Below are 14,556 nucleotides of genomic sequence, written 5' to 3' on the forward strand. Positions count from 1 at the left end.
TTGCCGGGGGTGTTTCGCGGATAAGTGCTTGCTGTTGCCAGCAAAACCCTGCGGTGTCCGTTACATGAGGGCGACCGTGGTGATTACAAGGGTCGACCCATGATTTTTTTTGCGCGCTCCTGCGGCTAAAAACGAACACGGCACCGAAGTGCCGTGCTGTAAAAGCTGAAGCGTTTTACTTGTCGCGGTGCTCAAACTCACCTTCGATCACATTGGGTTCACGCCCCAAGGGCTGGTGTGTACCGGGACGCGCCGTGGCATCGAATTCATCCGCAAAGGCACGCTGGCGCATGGCTTGCTCTTCAGCGCGTTTGCGCAAGCGATTGACCAGCAGACCGCGAACCGGTGGCAGCAGCAACAGCAAACCGGCGATGTCGCTGATAAAGCCGGGCAGCACCAGCAAGCCACCGCCCAACGCCATCATCAAACCGTGGAGCATTTGTTCGGCAGGTAACTCGCCGCGATTCAAACTTTCGCGCGCGCTGAGTGCCGTCGCCAATCCGGCGACCCGCACCACAAGAATCCCCAGCATGGAGCCAGCAATGATCAGCAACAACGCGGGGAAAAAACCTATCGCGGTGCTGACCTTGAAAAAGACGTACAGCTCTAGCACGGGAAACAACAGAAAGAGCAATAGAAAAGCGCGCATCAAGTGATTCCTCTCCGGAAGAATATCTTCCAACTCAACCTAGATGACGGCGCTTGGCGCTGAATTCAAGGTCAGGCTGGCTGTTTTTTCGGCCATTCGCTGGCGCGGGCCAGAAGAACCAAGGCTTCGCGCGCTTGTATCGGGGTGTTGCAGCTCTCAGGAAAGCCTAGCCAATAAAGCCCCTCACCGATGCGCAAATGCATGCCCTCGCTGTCTATTCCGACCAGCACGGCAGGTGTGGTTTGCGGCAACCCGGCTAACTGCACGTAATGCTGAATGGCATTGGCATGGTCGTCGTTCATGTGCTCAACCATGCGCTGCTCGACCTGCCCGGCAAACGGGTTGGCCAACGTCACCTGATCCAGCCAGTGGATGGCACCAAACCCGCCGATATAACGATGGCGCACCGGTTTTAGCACCCAGAAATCAAAATCGTGGGCCGTGTGATAGCTGCGGGACTCGGGGAAGTAGCGGTAATAACGCTCGGCAGCCGCTTCAATGGCCGCCGCATCGGTCAACTGCTCGGCTTCGGCCATCACGGTCAAACGCCCTACAGCCTGTACATCCTCTGCCCCACGCTCGCCAACCATCAATGAGCACTTGGGGTCTTGACGCAGGTTGTGGGTGTGTTGGGCAATGCGACTGATGAGAATCAAGGGACGACCTTGATCGTCCAGGCAATACGGCACCACCGAGCCGAACGGGAAGCCCGGCATCGCCTTGGACTGCGTCGCCAGTGCTCCACGGTATTCCTTGAGCAGTAATTCTCGGGCATGCTTGGCAGCTTCAACGCTCAATCTGTGACTCCTTATAAAAAATCCGTCGAAAACGGACGAGTTCAGGGCATGCAGTACACCCGCACTCAGGGCTGTATTTGATAGACGACCACTCCCCCGGCGTCGATCAAAGGCAGTGTAAGGAATCACTCCGATGAATTGCTGCCGAGGGCTGTCATGCAACTTAAAGACAAAGTAATCATTATCACTGGCGGTTGCCAAGGACTAGGTCGTGCCATGGCCGAGTATCTGGCGGCCAAAGGCGCAAAGCTGGCGCTGGTTGACCTGAACCCCGAAAAGCTCGAAGTCGCCGTAGCGGCCTGCCAGGCCCAAGGCGTCGAAGCCCGGGCCTATCTGTGCAACGTGGCGGATGAAGAGCAGGTCACCCAAACGGTGTCACAGATTGCCGATGACTTTGGTGCAATCCACGGCCTGATCAATAACGCCGGTATCCTGCGCGATGGCATGTTGCTCAAGGTTAAAGACGGCGAGATCACCAAGATGAGCCTGGCGCAGTGGCAGGCGGTGATTGATGTGAACCTGACCGGTGTGTTCCTGTGCACCCGTGAAGTCGCCGCCAAAATGGTCGAGCTGAACAATCAGGGGGCGATTATTAATATCTCGTCCATCTCGCGGGCCGGCAACGTGGGTCAGACCAACTACTCGGCGGCCAAAGCTGGCGTAGCCGCTGCGACCGTGACCTGGGCCAAAGAGCTGGCGCGCTATGGCATTCGGGTCGCGGGCATTGCACCGGGCTTCATCGAAACTGAAATGACCTTGGGCATGAAACCGGAAGCCCTGGAGAAAATGACGTCGTTCATCCCGCTCAAGCGCATGGGCAAAGTCGAAGAAATCGCTCATTCAGCGGCTTATATCTTTGAAAACGACTACTACAGCGGCCGAATCCTGGAGCTGGATGGCGGGCTGCGAATTTAACCCGCGATTGCGCCGCGCCCGCCCGGGCAGTTGTTTCGGGCAATGCCATTCACGCAGCAAGCATTTGGCACCGAAACTGCCCATACAGGCAATTTCGGCAGCCGATGCGCCTCGGCTGACTGATTACCAGGTCACACCAAAACCTGCGGTGTATCGGGTTTTGTTGAGCGTGTTGTCCGTCCCGCTGCCATTGCCCACCAGGTCTTTCTCAGCCTTGAGGTTGAGGGAGGCCCATTCGGTGACTTTGTAACGCAGGCCGATTTCAGCCTCAAGGCTGTAATCCGAGGCACTGGACAACGGCTTGCCCACTTCGCCATTGGTGAACAGCGACACCGTCTTGCCCAGCAAATAACGGTTGTAGTCCCAACGCATGGCCAAGGAATAGAAGTTGTCTTTCTTGCCGTCTGAATATTCGTAATCCGTGCGGTTCACCAGTGAGCCCAGTGAGAACGCGCCGAGCTCGTCATCCCAGAACTGATAGCCAGGACCCGTACCCACGGTGCGCTGACGGGAGATATCTTCGACCTTGTCACGCTTGTACGTCAGGCGACCTTGCCAATACCACTTTTCATCAATGAAGTGGTCAAGGGCGTATTCAGCGCTCCAGTTATCCGTGGTGACCACATCGTTCTGGAACTCGCGGTTATATTCGCCTTCAGCGTGATGACGCCAGGCACCGTGACGGGCAGTGGTTTTAAAGTCGATGTCGTAGTCGTCGGTGTCTTTGTCGGCACGCTTGTAGTCGAGGGCCACATCTATATTGCCCTTCCAGACCAGATCTTCGATCACCGGTTTGGGCTTGATGATCTGTTGAATGCTTGCCAGGTCGACTGTTCTGGGGGCATCACCATTGGCCAACGTGACCTTGCCGTCCTCGGCTGCTTTTAGCGATTTGGCTTTTTCGCCCGTGTACTCATCCTGTTTGACCAATAACTCCTGATCGCTCTCAAGGGTTTTAACCTCTTTCCAATCAATGGGAATGGCCCCCGCATATTTGGTTTGAATGAGTAACTTGCCGCCATCAAACACTTTGATCTTGCCGCTCAGGCGGTCGCCGTTTTTCAACCAGACCGTATCAGCAAGCAAAGGCGTGGACACATTCAACACAGCGAGGCATAACAGGGTTCTGGACAACATAAGCAGATGCGAAACTCAGGTTTGCGAAAGAATGCCGGCATTATCCAGATGGACACGCCCCAGGCAAAGAAAGACCGGCTGAAAAGGATGTAGTTCCTTCATTAGTCCAATTGACAGAAATGCCTTCAGCTATACACCCCAGCCAACTCGATAAAGAAACCTGACGTGAATTGCGACCCATCTCCCACTCAAACGCCAGCCGATATTCGGCGCGAAGCCCTCTATTCAACGCTGATGCAGGTGCCCGCAGGCTCTGTGGTGACGTACGGTCAGCTCGCCGGGCTGGCGGGCCTGGGCCGGGCAGCGCGGTGGGTCGGGCGCACACTCAGCCAGCTACCGGAAGGCTCGCGCTTGCCGTGGCACCGTGTCGTGGCCGCGGGCGGGCGTATCAGTTTGCCAGCAGGTTCGCCGTCAGGGGACGAGCAGCGCGCGCGGCTTCGCGATGAAGGGCTGAGCATTGTGAATAATCGCGTGGATATACAACGCCATGGCTGGCGCCCGATAGAGCACTGCGGTTAGAGTGCGCCCTTTGTTTCCGTAACCTGAGGCAGACTCCAGCCCATGCCCCGTAAAACCTGGCGCGCCGCGCTCGCTGCCTATGCCAGCCCCTCGACTCTTGTGCTGTTGTTGCTCGGTTTTGCCGCCGGCTTGCCGTACATGCTGGTGTTCTCAACGCTTTCCGTCTGGTTGCGCGAAGCCGGTGTGGCCCGCGAAACCATTGGTTATGCCAGCCTGATCGGCCTGGCATACGCTTTTAAGTGGGTGTGGTCACCCCTGCTCGACCAATGGCGCCTGCCCTTGCTGGGCAGGCTCGGCCGCCGCCGTTCGTGGCTGGTTCTGTCGCAGTCGCTGGTCATTCTGGGCCTGGTCGGCATGGGGTTCTGTGACCCGCAAAAACATCTGTCCTGGCTGATTGCCATTGCCGTAGTCGTGTCTTTTGCTTCGGCTACCCAAGACATTGCCGTCGACGCGTACCGCCTGGAGATTGCGGAAGACAGCCGTCAGGCCGCACTCGCCGCCAGCTACATGTCGGGCTATCGGGTAGCCGCCTTGCTGGCCACGGCCGGCGCCCTGTTTTTCGCGGAAGGATTCGGCTCCACCGGGTTTAACTACAAACACTCCGCCTGGACCGGCACCTACGTGCTGTTCGGGGTGCTGATGGTCCCGGCCCTGCTGACCACCTTTTTCATGCGCGAACCGCCCGTGCCCCTGCGCACGCAGTTGTCCGCCGGGCGATACGGCTTCGGCCATCAACTGGCATCGGTATTCGTACTGATTGTGCTGCTGGTCTCGTTCCCCGCGATGTTTACCCAGCTCTACAACACCGATTTCGCAAGTGTGCTCTTTGGTGACCAGACACCTCTTGATTTACTGCTGGAAGACCGGGCTTTTCTGCGTGCGATTCTTTACACCCTGCTGACCGCGATGTGCCTGTCTTCAATCGGACGACGCGGGTTGGCGCCCGTGCTTACCCCTGTAAACGACTTTATCGTGCGTTATCGGTGGCAAGCACTGTTGCTGCTCGGCCTGATCGCCACCTACCGCATGTCTGACACGGTCATGGGCGTCATGGCCAACGTGTTCTATATCGACCAGGGCTTTACCAAGGATCAGATTGCCGGGGTCAGCAAGATTTTCGGCCTGATCATGACCCTCGTGGGAGCAGGCATGGGCGGCCTGCTGATCGTGCGCTTCGGCATCTTGCCGATCCTGCTCATTGGCGGCGCGGCGTCGGCCGGGACGAACCTGCTGTTCATGCTGCTGGCCGACATGGGCCCGAACTTGCAGATGCTGATTGTCACGATTTCACTCGACAACTTCAGCTCCGGCCTCGCTACGTCGGCGTTCGTGGCCTACCTGTCGAGCCTGACCAACCTCAAGTTTTCCGCCACTCAATACGCGCTGCTCAGTTCCATCATGCTGCTGCTGCCGCGTCTGATGGGGGGTTACTCCGGCGTTCTGGTCGAGAAGTTCGGCTACCACAACTTCTTCATCATTACGGCGGTGATGGGCATCCCCACGCTGCTGCTGATCAGCCTGCACTGGTATCAAGAGAGCCGCCGCGCACGGCAAAAACCGCCTGTCGACCTCCAAAAAGCCCCGTAAACACTCGGGGGAGCCAGCCTCCCCCGCCCGGCCTGTACGCAAGCACATCTCGCCCGTACAATGCCCAGTCATTTCTAGTCATCAGCAACGGCACCGGCTAACCATGCGCACCAGTCAATATTTGCTCGCCACACAAAAAGAAACGCCATCGGACGCGGTCGTTATCAGCCATCAGCTGATGCTGCGCGCAGGCATGATTCGCAAACTTGCTTCCGGCCTGTACACCTGGCTGCCGATGGGCCTGCGCATCATGCGCAAGGCCGAAGCCATTGTTCGTGAAGAAATGAACGCTGCAGGCGCTCTGGAAGTGCTGATGCCGAGCATCCAGCCGGCCGAACTGTGGCAAGAATCCGGGCGCTGGGAAGAATACGGCCCCGAGCTGCTGCGCCTTAAAGACCGTCATGGCCGTGAGTTCTGCGTGGGCCCGACCCATGAAGAAGTGATCACCGACCTGTGCCGCAACGAGTTGAACAGCTACAAACAGCTGCCTATCAACCTGTATCAGATCCAGACCAAGTTCCGTGACGAAATCCGTCCCCGTTTCGGCTTGATGCGCGGCCGTGAATTCATCATGAAGGACGCGTACTCCTTCCACGCAGACGACGCCTCGCTGCAGGTCACTTACGACCGCATGCATCAAGCGTACTGCAACGTGTTTACTCGTCTGGGCCTCAGATTCCGTCCGGTTGAAGCCGATAACGGCTCCATTGGCGGCGCCGGCTCCCACGAGTTCCACGTACTGGCTGAATCGGGCGAAGACGACATCGTGTTCAGCAACGGCTCTGACTACGCGGCCAACATTGAAAAAGCCGAAGCCATTCCAACTGAAACCGTGCGCCCGGCTGCCACTGAAACGCTGCGCCTGGTGGACACCCCGGACGCCAAAACCATTCAGCAATTGGTCGAAGGCCATGGCCTGGCGATTGAAAAAACCGTCAAGACCCTGATCGTCCACGCCGCCGAAGAAGGCAAGCTGATTGCGCTGGTCATCCGTGGCGACCACGAACTGAACGAAATCAAAGCGTCCAACCACCCGCTGGTGGCCAGCCCGCTGGTCATGGCGGGCGATGCCGAACTGCGCGAGGCCATCGGTGCCGGTGCAGGCTCGCTGGGCCCGTTGAACCTGCCATTGCCTTGCATCATCGATCGCTCGGTCGAAATGATGAGCGACTTCGCCGTAGGCGCGAACATCGACGATAAGCATTACTTCGGCGTGAACTGGGAGCGTGATCTGCCAGTACCGACGGTTGCCGACCTGCGTAACGTCGTGGCGGGCGACCCGAGCCCGGACGGCAAAGGCACGCTGGAAATCAAGCGCGGCATCGAAGTGGGGCACATTTTCCAGCTGGGCACCAAGTACAGCGAAGCCATGAAGTGTCAGGTGCTGGGCGAGAACGGCAAGCCGGTCACGCTGAGCATGGGCTGCTACGGCATTGGCGTGTCGCGCGTGGTTGCCGCTGCCATCGAGCAGAACAACGACGAGCGCGGCATTATCTGGAGCGATGCGTTGGCGCCGTTCCAGGTGGCGCTGGTGCCGCTGCGTTACGAAACCGAAGCGGTGCGCGAAGCCACTGACACCCTGTATGCCCAACTGACAGCGGCAGGCTTTGAAGTGCTGCTGGATGATCGCGATAAGAAAACCAGCCCCGGCATCAAGTTTGCCGACATGGAACTGATCGGCATCCCGCACCGCATCGTAGTCAGCGACCGTGGCCTGGCCGAAGGCAACCTGGAGTACAAGAGTCGCACCGAAGCAGAGCCGCAAGCCCTGCCCGTGGCTGACGTCCTGGCCTTCCTTCAGGCACGCATCCGTCGCTGAACCCGAATATAGAGACGCCATGTTCAATCGAAGTACCTTAACCCTCGGGGGCGCCGCCATGTGCGGCGCCCTGCTGTTGAACGGCTGTGCCAACCACATGTCGCAACGCAGCGAGCACGAGGAGCGCATCGAGCGCAAACTGCTGTCCCACAGCCTGCTCATCGATGTGGGTTCGCCGGCTGTTCTGGAGTTGCCGCAACGTCGTGTGCGCATCAACGAGCAAAAGACCTTCGAAGTCACCGAGTTCGATGTCACCCGCCGTTACGACCGCTACACCCCTTACCAGCCCTGGAGAGAAATCTACGAGGTGCCATTGGGGGCTGTGGCAGTGGTTGCGGGGGTCGGCGCCAATGTGCTGAACATCTTCATGTTCGGGCAATTGCCGGACAGCGTCACCAGAGACTGGCTCAGCTATGGCGTTGACGGGCTGAATCCGGCCATGAACGTGCAATCCAATGGCCGGGCCCAACAGAGCCTGGCCGGGATCGAAGACGTCCAGCGCGATTCTCGTCTGGAGTATTCCAGCCTGCCGTGGGCTGAACGTCCCGTAGCGGTGACAGCGGGCAAACAGACCCACGAACTGACCACTGACCGCAATGGCGTGTTACGCCTCAACCTGCTGGACGGCCCTTTTGCCGAACAGGATCTCAACCACGTCGGCAAATTGACGATCACGGTAGAGGACGCACAGGACGAGACGCACTCCGACTCAACCCTCTCAATCAGCAGCCACTTGCGCGGCAAACTGCTGGAAGCGCACAACCTGATCTTCGACGACCTTGAGGGTGACGATGTCAACCAATGGGTGCATCGGGTCAAACGCTTGTCTGAGTTAGGCCTTGAAGAAGAAGCCAGCGAACTGGAACAGAGCCTGATCGAACTCACACGCAACGATCCTGAGTTGCAGCGTGAATTCCTTCAGTCTCTGACCAAAAACGCCGGTCGGCTGGTCGCAGACCCCGGCGTAAGTTGAGGGGCGCGCTACGAGCGCCCGTCAAATAACTCCAACTGCTCAAACCCGGTACTCAAATCCTGCAAGCGCACGCCAAGCCCGAGCAATCGAACGGGTTTGGCGCCGCGCGCAAAGGCCTGACTCAACAGGCCCTGATAACTCTCCAGATCCCTTCCGGCCCCCGACTGCTCAAGCGTGGTCTGGGTGAAATCGTGAAACTTCACTTTGACGAACGGCTTGCCCGGACGGTAACTCGCGTCCAGCCGCCCGATACGCCCATTCAAGGTGTCGAGCAGTTCCGGGAGTTTTTCCAGGCAGGTCGCCAGATCCGGCAAGTCGACGTCGTAGGTGTTTTCAACACTCACGGACTGACGGCGACTGTCGCTGTGCACCAGGCGCTCATCAATGCCTCGCGCCAGCCCCCACAACCGCTCACCAAAGCTGCCGAATTCACGCACCAGCGCCAGCTTGCTCCAATCGCGCAATTGCAGGCAGGTCTCGATCCCCAGCCGCGCCAGCTTGTCGGCGGTCACCTTGCCTACGCCATGCAGCTTGTTGACCGGTAGCGCAGAGACAAAATCGTCCACTTGATCTGGGGTAATCACAAATAACCCGTTGGGCTTGCGCCAGTCACTGGCGATTTTTGCCAGAAACTTGTTAGGCGCCACCCCGGCCGAGACCGTGATGTGCAACTGATTGGAAACTCTGCGCCGGATATCCTGAGCAATGCGCGTGGCACTGCCGGCGAAGTGCGGACTGTCCGACACATCCAGATAAGCCTCATCCAGCGATAACGGCTCAATCAACTCGGTGTAATCGCGCAGGATGCCGTGAATCTCGCGGGATGCTTCTTTATAAGCGTCCATCCGCCCATGCACGATCACCAGATCCGGACACAGCTTCAGCGCATGCCGCGAGGACATGGCCGATCGCACCCCATAAGCCCGCGCTTCATAGTTGCACGTTGAGATCACGCCCCGCCGATCTGCTGAGCCTCCGACCGCCATAGGCTTGTTTGCCAGGCTCGGATCATCACGCATCTCAATGGCGGCGTAGAAACAGTCACAGTCGACATGAATGATTTTTCGCTGCGTCATGTGGGGCGGCGTTCTTTCTAAGGCTCAAAGCGGGCCGCCAGTATGTCATCCGCAACTGTATATAGCACCAGTAGTCTTCAGCATCCCCGACCAGCGTGGTTCTACAGCGGCACATATTTATTTCCCCTATCGAACTCACCCCTTTAATAGAGCAAACTCCCATACCACGTGGCCTGCAGACCCTCATATAACTTCAATCACGGCCTAACCAATTGAACCAGAACACTTTTTTCTAAATTAACGTTTGACACATGCGCGTATCGCTGTAGAATCCGCCCCACAGACGCGGGATGGAGCAGTCTGGTAGCTCGTCGGGCTCATAACCCGAAGGTCGTCGGTTCAAATCCGGCTCCCGCAACCAAACATCGAAGAAGGCCACTTGAAAAAGTGGCCTTTTTTGTGCGCGTCAGTTTCTGCGTACCCTGCGGCGCCCGGCATTACTCATTTCGTTCCCGCGCTTGATTCACGCAGACAACCAACAGCATTTCATCTAATTGCCTGCATTTATGCATTAAAGGTTGACTCCTCAGCTCATCACTGTAGAGTGCGCCCCACAGACGCGGGATGGAGCAGTCTGGTAGCTCGTCGGGCTCATAACCCGAAGGTCGTCGGTTCAAATCCGGCTCCCGCAACCAAACATCGAAGAAGGCCACTTGAAAGAGTGGCCTTTTTTGTGCGCGTCTACTTTTACCCTTACCGTCACGCAAACCCGTCTAATTCGACCGCAGAGTCAATTAGACGTTGACACATTTGAGTTCCTCTGTAGAATGCGCCCACACAGACGCGGGATGGAGCAGTCTGGTAGCTCGTCGGGCTCATAACCCGAAGGTCGTCGGTTCAAATCCGGCTCCCGCAACCAAACATCGAAGAAGGCCACTTGAAAGAGTGGCCTTTTTTGTGTGCGCTCAAAAAGTGAGCGGCAGACGTTTATTGACAATAAACGACATATTTCTGAAAGTTCGCCCGCCTATGCTCAATCCCCACGACGCCCCTCTTTTCAAGCTCGCAACCTGAACCTCAGGCAAACGGCTGAAAGTATTTCAAAATATTTTAACCAAAAGGATTGGTAACTTGAGTCGATGCATCCATCCTATCGCGCACGATCCACGAGGTGATTGATGCCCGATAATTCGCCACTCCCTAAAGACTCCGTTACTGCAGCCCAGCCCATTGCCGCGGCGCGTTTGCGCTGGCTGGATTTGCTGAGCAAATACCGTCAGCCCATCGGACTTGCCCTCACCCTGCTGTTGTTCGCAATCGCCCTGATCGCGTGTCGACACTTGCTCAGTGAGCTGGACCTGAGCGCATTGCACGACTCGATTCTGGAAGTGCCCAAACCCGCACTTTTTGGCGCCGTGGCTGCCACAGCAGTCGGCTTTGTCATTTTGCTGGGGTACGAGTGGTCAGCCAGCCGTTACGCAGGTGTCAAACTGCCGCCCAAGACCCTGGCGCTTGGCGGGTTTACTGCCTTTGCGATTGGCAATGCCATCGGGCTGTCGCTGCTCTCCGGCGGATCGGTTCGCTACCGCTTGTACGCACGTGAAGGCGTAGGCGCCTCGGAAGTCGCACACATGACGCTGTTCGCCAGCTTGTCATTGGGATGCGCTCTACCGCCGTTGGCAGCCCTCGCGACACTAAGCAACCTGCCCGCCGCCTCTGCCGCCCTGCACCTTCCAACTTATGTACTGGGGGCGATTGCCATCGCAGTGCTGGCATTGTTCGGCCTGCTCGCGCTGGGCATTTACCGCCGACGCCTGCCCGAACAACCGATCCCCGACAACCTGCTGGTGAAAGCCGGCCGACGCACCCTGCGCCTGCCCAGCCTGCGTCTGACATGGCTGCAACTGCTGATTACCGCGCTGGACGTGGCTGCCGCTGCCACCGTGCTCTATCTGTTACTGCCAGAAGCTCCGCCTTTCGGTGCCTTCCTGTTGGTCTATCTGCTGGCCCTGGCTGCAGGCGTGCTCAGCCATGTCCCCGGCGGGGTCGGGGTGTTCGAAGCCATTTTGCTGGCCGCGTTTGCCGACACGCTCGGCGCCGCCCCGCTGGCCGCGGCGTTGCTGCTGTATCGCATGATCTACGTGATATTGCCGCTGCTGATTGCCTGCCTGATGCTGCTTATCAATGAAGCGCAACGCTTGATCCAGACCCGCCAAAGCCTGCGCGTAGCCTCTGGGCTTGCGGCACCGATTCTGGCGATTCTGGTGTTCATGTCCGGTGTCGTGTTGTTGTTCTCCGGCGCCACGCCTGAAATCGACACGCGCCTGGAACACATCGGCTTTCTCATCCCCCATCGTCTGATCGACGCGTCGCACTTTGGCGCCAGCCTGATTGGCGTGTTGTGTCTGTTGCTGGCTCAAGGCTTGCGCCGACGCTTATCGGCCGCCTGGATGCTCACCACCGTTTTGCTGCTGGTCGGCGCCGTGCTGTCGCTGCTCAAAGGCTTCGACTGGGAAGAAGCCTGCATCCTGACCCTCACGGCCAGTTTGCTGGCCCTGTTTCGCCGCTCGTTCTACCGCCCGAGCCGTTTGACCGAACTGCCGTTCTCGCCGCTTTATCTGGTTGCCAGCCTGTGTGTATTGGCGGCGTCGATCTGGCTGCTGCTGTTCGCCTACCAAGATGTGCCTTACAGCCATCAGTTGTGGTGGCAGTTCACCCTGGACGCAGACGCGCCTCGCGGTTTGCGCTCGCTGCTAGGCGCTGCGGTGGTGCTGGTGGTGGTGTCGCTGACCTGGTTGTTGCGCACGGCCCGCCCGGTGATCCATCTGCCCGATGCCAGCGAGTTGGAACGCGCAGAGAAAATCCTCCTCGCTTCCGATCAACCTGACGGCGGCCTGGCCCTGACCGGCGATAAAGCGTTGCTCTTCCACCCGGACGACAACGCCTTTCTGATGTATGCCCGTCGCGGTCGCAGCCTTGTTGCGCTGTATGACCCCATCGGCCCCAATCAGCAACGCGCCGAACTGATCTGGCAATTTCGCGACCTGTGCGACACCTTCCACGCCCGCCCGGTGTTTTATCAGGTGCGCGCTGAAAACCTGCCGTTCTACATGGACATCGGCCTGACCGCGATCAAACTTGGCGAAGAAGCCCGCGTCGACCTGCACCGCTTTGATCTCGATGCCAAAGGCAAAGAGATGAAAGACCTGCGCTACACCTGGAACCGCGGCACCCGTGACGGGCTGTCACTGGAGATCCACGAGCCGGGCGAGGCACCGATGGATGAACTGAAGGTGATTTCCGATGCGTGGCTGACTGGCAAAAACGTGCGTGAAAAAGGCTTCTCCCTCGGGCGATTCAGCGAAGCGTACATTCGGCATTTTCGGGTGGCGATCATTCGTTTCGAAGGCAAGCCGGTGGCCTTTGCCAACCTGCTGGAGACCCACAGCCATGAGCTGTCGAGCCTGGACCTGATGCGCGCGCACCCGGACGCGCCGAAACTGACCATGGAATTCATGATGGTCGGCCTGATTCAACACTATAAGAAGCACGGCTACGCCCGCTTCAGCCTGGGCATGGTGCCGTTGTCGGGCCTGCAACCCCGGCGCGGCGCGCCGTTGACCCAGCGCTTGGGCTCAATGCTGTTCCAGCGCGGCGAGCACCTGTACAACTTCCAGGGATTGCGCCGATTTAAAGACAAATTCCAGCCCGACTGGGAACCTCGATACATGGCCGTGCCTGCCGGGCTTGATCCGCTGGTCGCACTGGCTGATACCGCCGCCCTGATCGCGGGCGGCTTGACTGGATTGGTGAAACGTTAATGAAACATCGTTCCTGGCGGTTGTTGCTGGTAACTCTGGTGGTCGTGGTAGCGCTGGCCGCAGGCGGGTATGCATGGTGGAACCGCCCCGCGCCTGAACCAACAATCGAACATGTCAGTCAAGCCGACGGCTCCACACTGACAAACGTCATGCCGGGCGAAAAGGCCCGCGCACAGGTCGTCATCGCCACGCCCGCTGACCAAGCGCTGAATGACAAGCAACTGCTGGCATTGAGCCGTGGCGGGGCTGCGCAGCTGGTTCAAGTGATCGTGCCCAAGGATGACTGCACGCTGCAACAGCAAGCCCTGCAAAGCGCCCTGAGCCAACTCAAAGGGCCTGCCACGCTGGTCAGCGGCATTGGCCCCGGTGCCAGCCTGGCATGGCGCTGGCTCGCCGGGCAAACCAGCGACAACGCCCGGGCAGTGTCGGTGGGGTTCGCACTGGAACAGCCGGGGTGCGCCCTGCCGCTGCCCGCGTCCGCAGTCCATGGCAACTGGCTGGTGGCCTGGAACGACAACCCCGACGATCCAAGCGCTGCTTTCGTGCGCGATCAACCGAACGCACAGACCAGCATCAGCGATTACGACATCCACTTTGCGCAAGTGCTGAGCAACGAGCTGCGCAAGCTACTGGTGGGCACCGAAAACGGCGGGTTGAACATGCCCGTGGTTGAAGTGCCCGCGGGCCAGCAAAACGACACCGTGACCCTGTTCCTGTCCGGTGACGGCGGCTGGCGTGACCTGGACCGCGACGTGGCGGGCGAAATGGCCAAGATCGGCTTTCCGGTGGTAGGCATCGATATGCTGCGCTACTACTGGCAGCACAAAACCCCGGAACAGAGCGCCACCGACCTGACTGAACTGATGCAGCACTATCGCCAGAAATGGGGCACCCAGCGCTTTGTCCTGGTGGGCTATTCGTTCGGCGCTGACGTACTGCCCGCCACGTATAACCGTTTGCCGGAAGCCGAGAAGAACCGGGTTGACTCCATCCTCCTGCTGGCTTTTGCGCGCAGCGGCAGTTTCGAGATCCACGTCGATGGCTGGCTTGGCAAAGCGGGCGCCGAAGCCGACACCGGCCCGGAAATGGCCAAACTGCCCGCTGCCAAGGTGGTGTGCATTTATGGCGAAGAGGAAGTCGACGAAAGCGGCTGTACGGCCAAAACCGCTGTAGGCAAAGGCTTGAAGCTGCCGGGCGGTCATCACTTCGATGAAAACTACCCGGCCCTGGCCCAGCGCCTGGTCGACCTGATCAAGACGCATCAGGCCGCCGCTCAGTAACGCTCATAACGCTGACAGCCGCACACAATAAAGCCCGACCTCT

Annotated in this window: 11 protein-coding genes and 3 tRNA genes; 10 read left to right on the top strand and 4 right to left on the bottom strand. The window is 58.8% G+C overall.

Annotated elements, in window-relative coordinates:
- Window positions 1–175: 175 nt before the first annotated feature.
- A complete protein-coding gene (locus BKD70_RS05720; protein WP_047274179.1) occupies window positions 176–649 on the bottom strand; it encodes an FxsA family protein in 474 nt (157 codons plus the stop codon).
- 71 nt (window positions 650–720) lie between these two features.
- Window positions 721–1,446, bottom strand: coding sequence for a HugZ family protein (locus BKD70_RS05725; protein WP_047274177.1), 726 nt, complete (start codon window positions 1,444–1,446; stop codon window positions 721–723).
- A 156-nt stretch (window positions 1,447–1,602) separates the two neighbouring features.
- Here BKD70_RS05725 and BKD70_RS05730 point away from each other — a divergent pair, with 156 nt between their 5' ends.
- Window positions 1,603–2,361: an SDR family oxidoreductase gene (locus BKD70_RS05730; protein ID WP_047274175.1), complete on the top strand. Its 759-nt coding sequence runs from the start codon at window positions 1,603–1,605 to the stop codon at window positions 2,359–2,361.
- 123 nt (window positions 2,362–2,484) lie between these two features.
- Here BKD70_RS05730 and BKD70_RS05735 read toward each other — a convergent pair whose 3' ends face one another.
- Window positions 2,485–3,498: a DUF481 domain-containing protein gene (locus tag BKD70_RS05735; RefSeq protein WP_047274173.1), complete on the bottom strand. Its 1,014-nt coding sequence runs from the start codon at window positions 3,496–3,498 to the stop codon at window positions 2,485–2,487.
- Window positions 3,499–3,663: 165 nt separating this feature from the next.
- Between BKD70_RS05735 and BKD70_RS05740 the strand changes: the two genes are divergently transcribed.
- The 4 genes from BKD70_RS05740 to BKD70_RS05755 all read left to right on the top strand — a co-directional run bounded on the left by BKD70_RS05740 (window position 3,664) and on the right by BKD70_RS05755 (window position 8,396).
- Window positions 3,664–4,017, top strand: coding sequence for an MGMT family protein (locus tag BKD70_RS05740; protein WP_047274171.1), 354 nt, complete (start codon window positions 3,664–3,666; stop codon window positions 4,015–4,017).
- A 42-nt stretch (window positions 4,018–4,059) separates the two neighbouring features.
- Window positions 4,060–5,604, top strand: coding sequence for an AmpG family muropeptide MFS transporter (locus BKD70_RS05745; protein WP_047274169.1), 1,545 nt, complete (start codon window positions 4,060–4,062; stop codon window positions 5,602–5,604).
- A 103-nt stretch (window positions 5,605–5,707) separates the two neighbouring features.
- The gene (locus BKD70_RS05750) at window positions 5,708–7,423 is read left to right on the top strand and encodes a proline--tRNA ligase (protein WP_047274166.1); all 1,716 of its coding nucleotides are present in this window, start codon (window positions 5,708–5,710) and stop codon (window positions 7,421–7,423) included.
- A gap of 19 nt (window positions 7,424–7,442) precedes the next feature.
- Window positions 7,443–8,396 carry a hypothetical protein gene (locus tag BKD70_RS05755; RefSeq protein WP_047274165.1) on the top strand — a complete coding sequence of 318 codons (954 nt, stop codon included), beginning with the start codon at window positions 7,443–7,445 and terminating at the stop codon, window positions 8,394–8,396.
- Window positions 8,397–8,404: 8 nt separating this feature from the next.
- Here BKD70_RS05755 and dinB read toward each other — a convergent pair whose 3' ends face one another.
- Window positions 8,405–9,472, bottom strand: coding sequence for a DNA polymerase IV (gene dinB, locus BKD70_RS05760; protein WP_047274163.1), 1,068 nt, complete (start codon window positions 9,470–9,472; stop codon window positions 8,405–8,407).
- Between the two features lie 284 nt (window positions 9,473–9,756).
- Here dinB and BKD70_RS05765 point away from each other — a divergent pair.
- The 5 genes from BKD70_RS05765 to BKD70_RS05785 all read left to right on the top strand — a co-directional run bounded on the left by BKD70_RS05765 (window position 9,757) and on the right by BKD70_RS05785 (window position 14,513).
- Window positions 9,757–9,833: transfer RNA gene (locus tag BKD70_RS05765), tRNA-Met, on the top strand.
- 197 nt (window positions 9,834–10,030) lie between these two features.
- Window positions 10,031–10,107, top strand: a tRNA-Met gene (locus BKD70_RS05770).
- A 147-nt stretch (window positions 10,108–10,254) separates the two neighbouring features.
- A tRNA-Met gene (locus BKD70_RS05775) sits at window positions 10,255–10,331 on the top strand.
- Between the two features lie 259 nt (window positions 10,332–10,590).
- On the top strand, window positions 10,591–13,233 hold the full coding sequence (mprF, locus tag BKD70_RS05780; RefSeq protein WP_047274162.1) for a bifunctional lysylphosphatidylglycerol flippase/synthetase MprF: 2,643 nt from the start codon (window positions 10,591–10,593) through the stop codon (window positions 13,231–13,233).
- Entirely contained in the window at window positions 13,233–14,513 is a 1,281-nt protein-coding gene (locus tag BKD70_RS05785; protein ID WP_047274161.1) for a virulence factor family protein, read from the top strand. Before mprF ends, BKD70_RS05785 begins: the two co-directional genes overlap by 1 nt.
- Window positions 14,514–14,556 lie beyond the last annotated feature (43 nt).

It is taken from the genome of Pseudomonas sp. BS-2016, assembly GCF_001806145.1.
GTDB classification, from domain to species: Bacteria; Pseudomonadota; Gammaproteobacteria; order Pseudomonadales; family Pseudomonadaceae; genus Aquipseudomonas; species Aquipseudomonas lundensis.

Bases quoted from the DNA above. Each gene is read 5' to 3' on its own strand.
- BKD70_RS05745 (WP_047274169.1), top strand. From the start codon at position 4,060: ATGCCCCGTAAAACCTGGCGCGCCGCGCTCGCTGCCTATGCCAGCCCC.
- BKD70_RS05785 (WP_047274161.1), top strand. From the start codon at position 13,233: ATGAAACATCGTTCCTGGCGGTTGTTGCTGGTAACTCTGGTGGTCGTG.
- BKD70_RS05755 (WP_047274165.1), top strand. From the start codon at position 7,443: ATGTTCAATCGAAGTACCTTAACCCTCGGGGGCGCCGCCATGTGCGGC.
- BKD70_RS05750 (WP_047274166.1), top strand. From the start codon at position 5,708: ATGCGCACCAGTCAATATTTGCTCGCCACACAAAAAGAAACGCCATCG.
- BKD70_RS05720 (WP_047274179.1), bottom strand. From the start codon at position 649: ATGCGCGCTTTTCTATTGCTCTTTCTGTTGTTTCCCGTGCTAGAGCTG.
- dinB (WP_047274163.1), bottom strand. From the start codon at position 9,472: ATGACGCAGCGAAAAATCATTCATGTCGACTGTGACTGTTTCTACGCC.
- BKD70_RS05735 (WP_047274173.1), bottom strand. From the start codon at position 3,498: ATGTTGTCCAGAACCCTGTTATGCCTCGCTGTGTTGAATGTGTCCACG.
- mprF (WP_047274162.1), top strand. From the start codon at position 10,591: ATGCCCGATAATTCGCCACTCCCTAAAGACTCCGTTACTGCAGCCCAG.
- BKD70_RS05730 (WP_047274175.1), top strand. From the start codon at position 1,603: ATGCAACTTAAAGACAAAGTAATCATTATCACTGGCGGTTGCCAAGGA.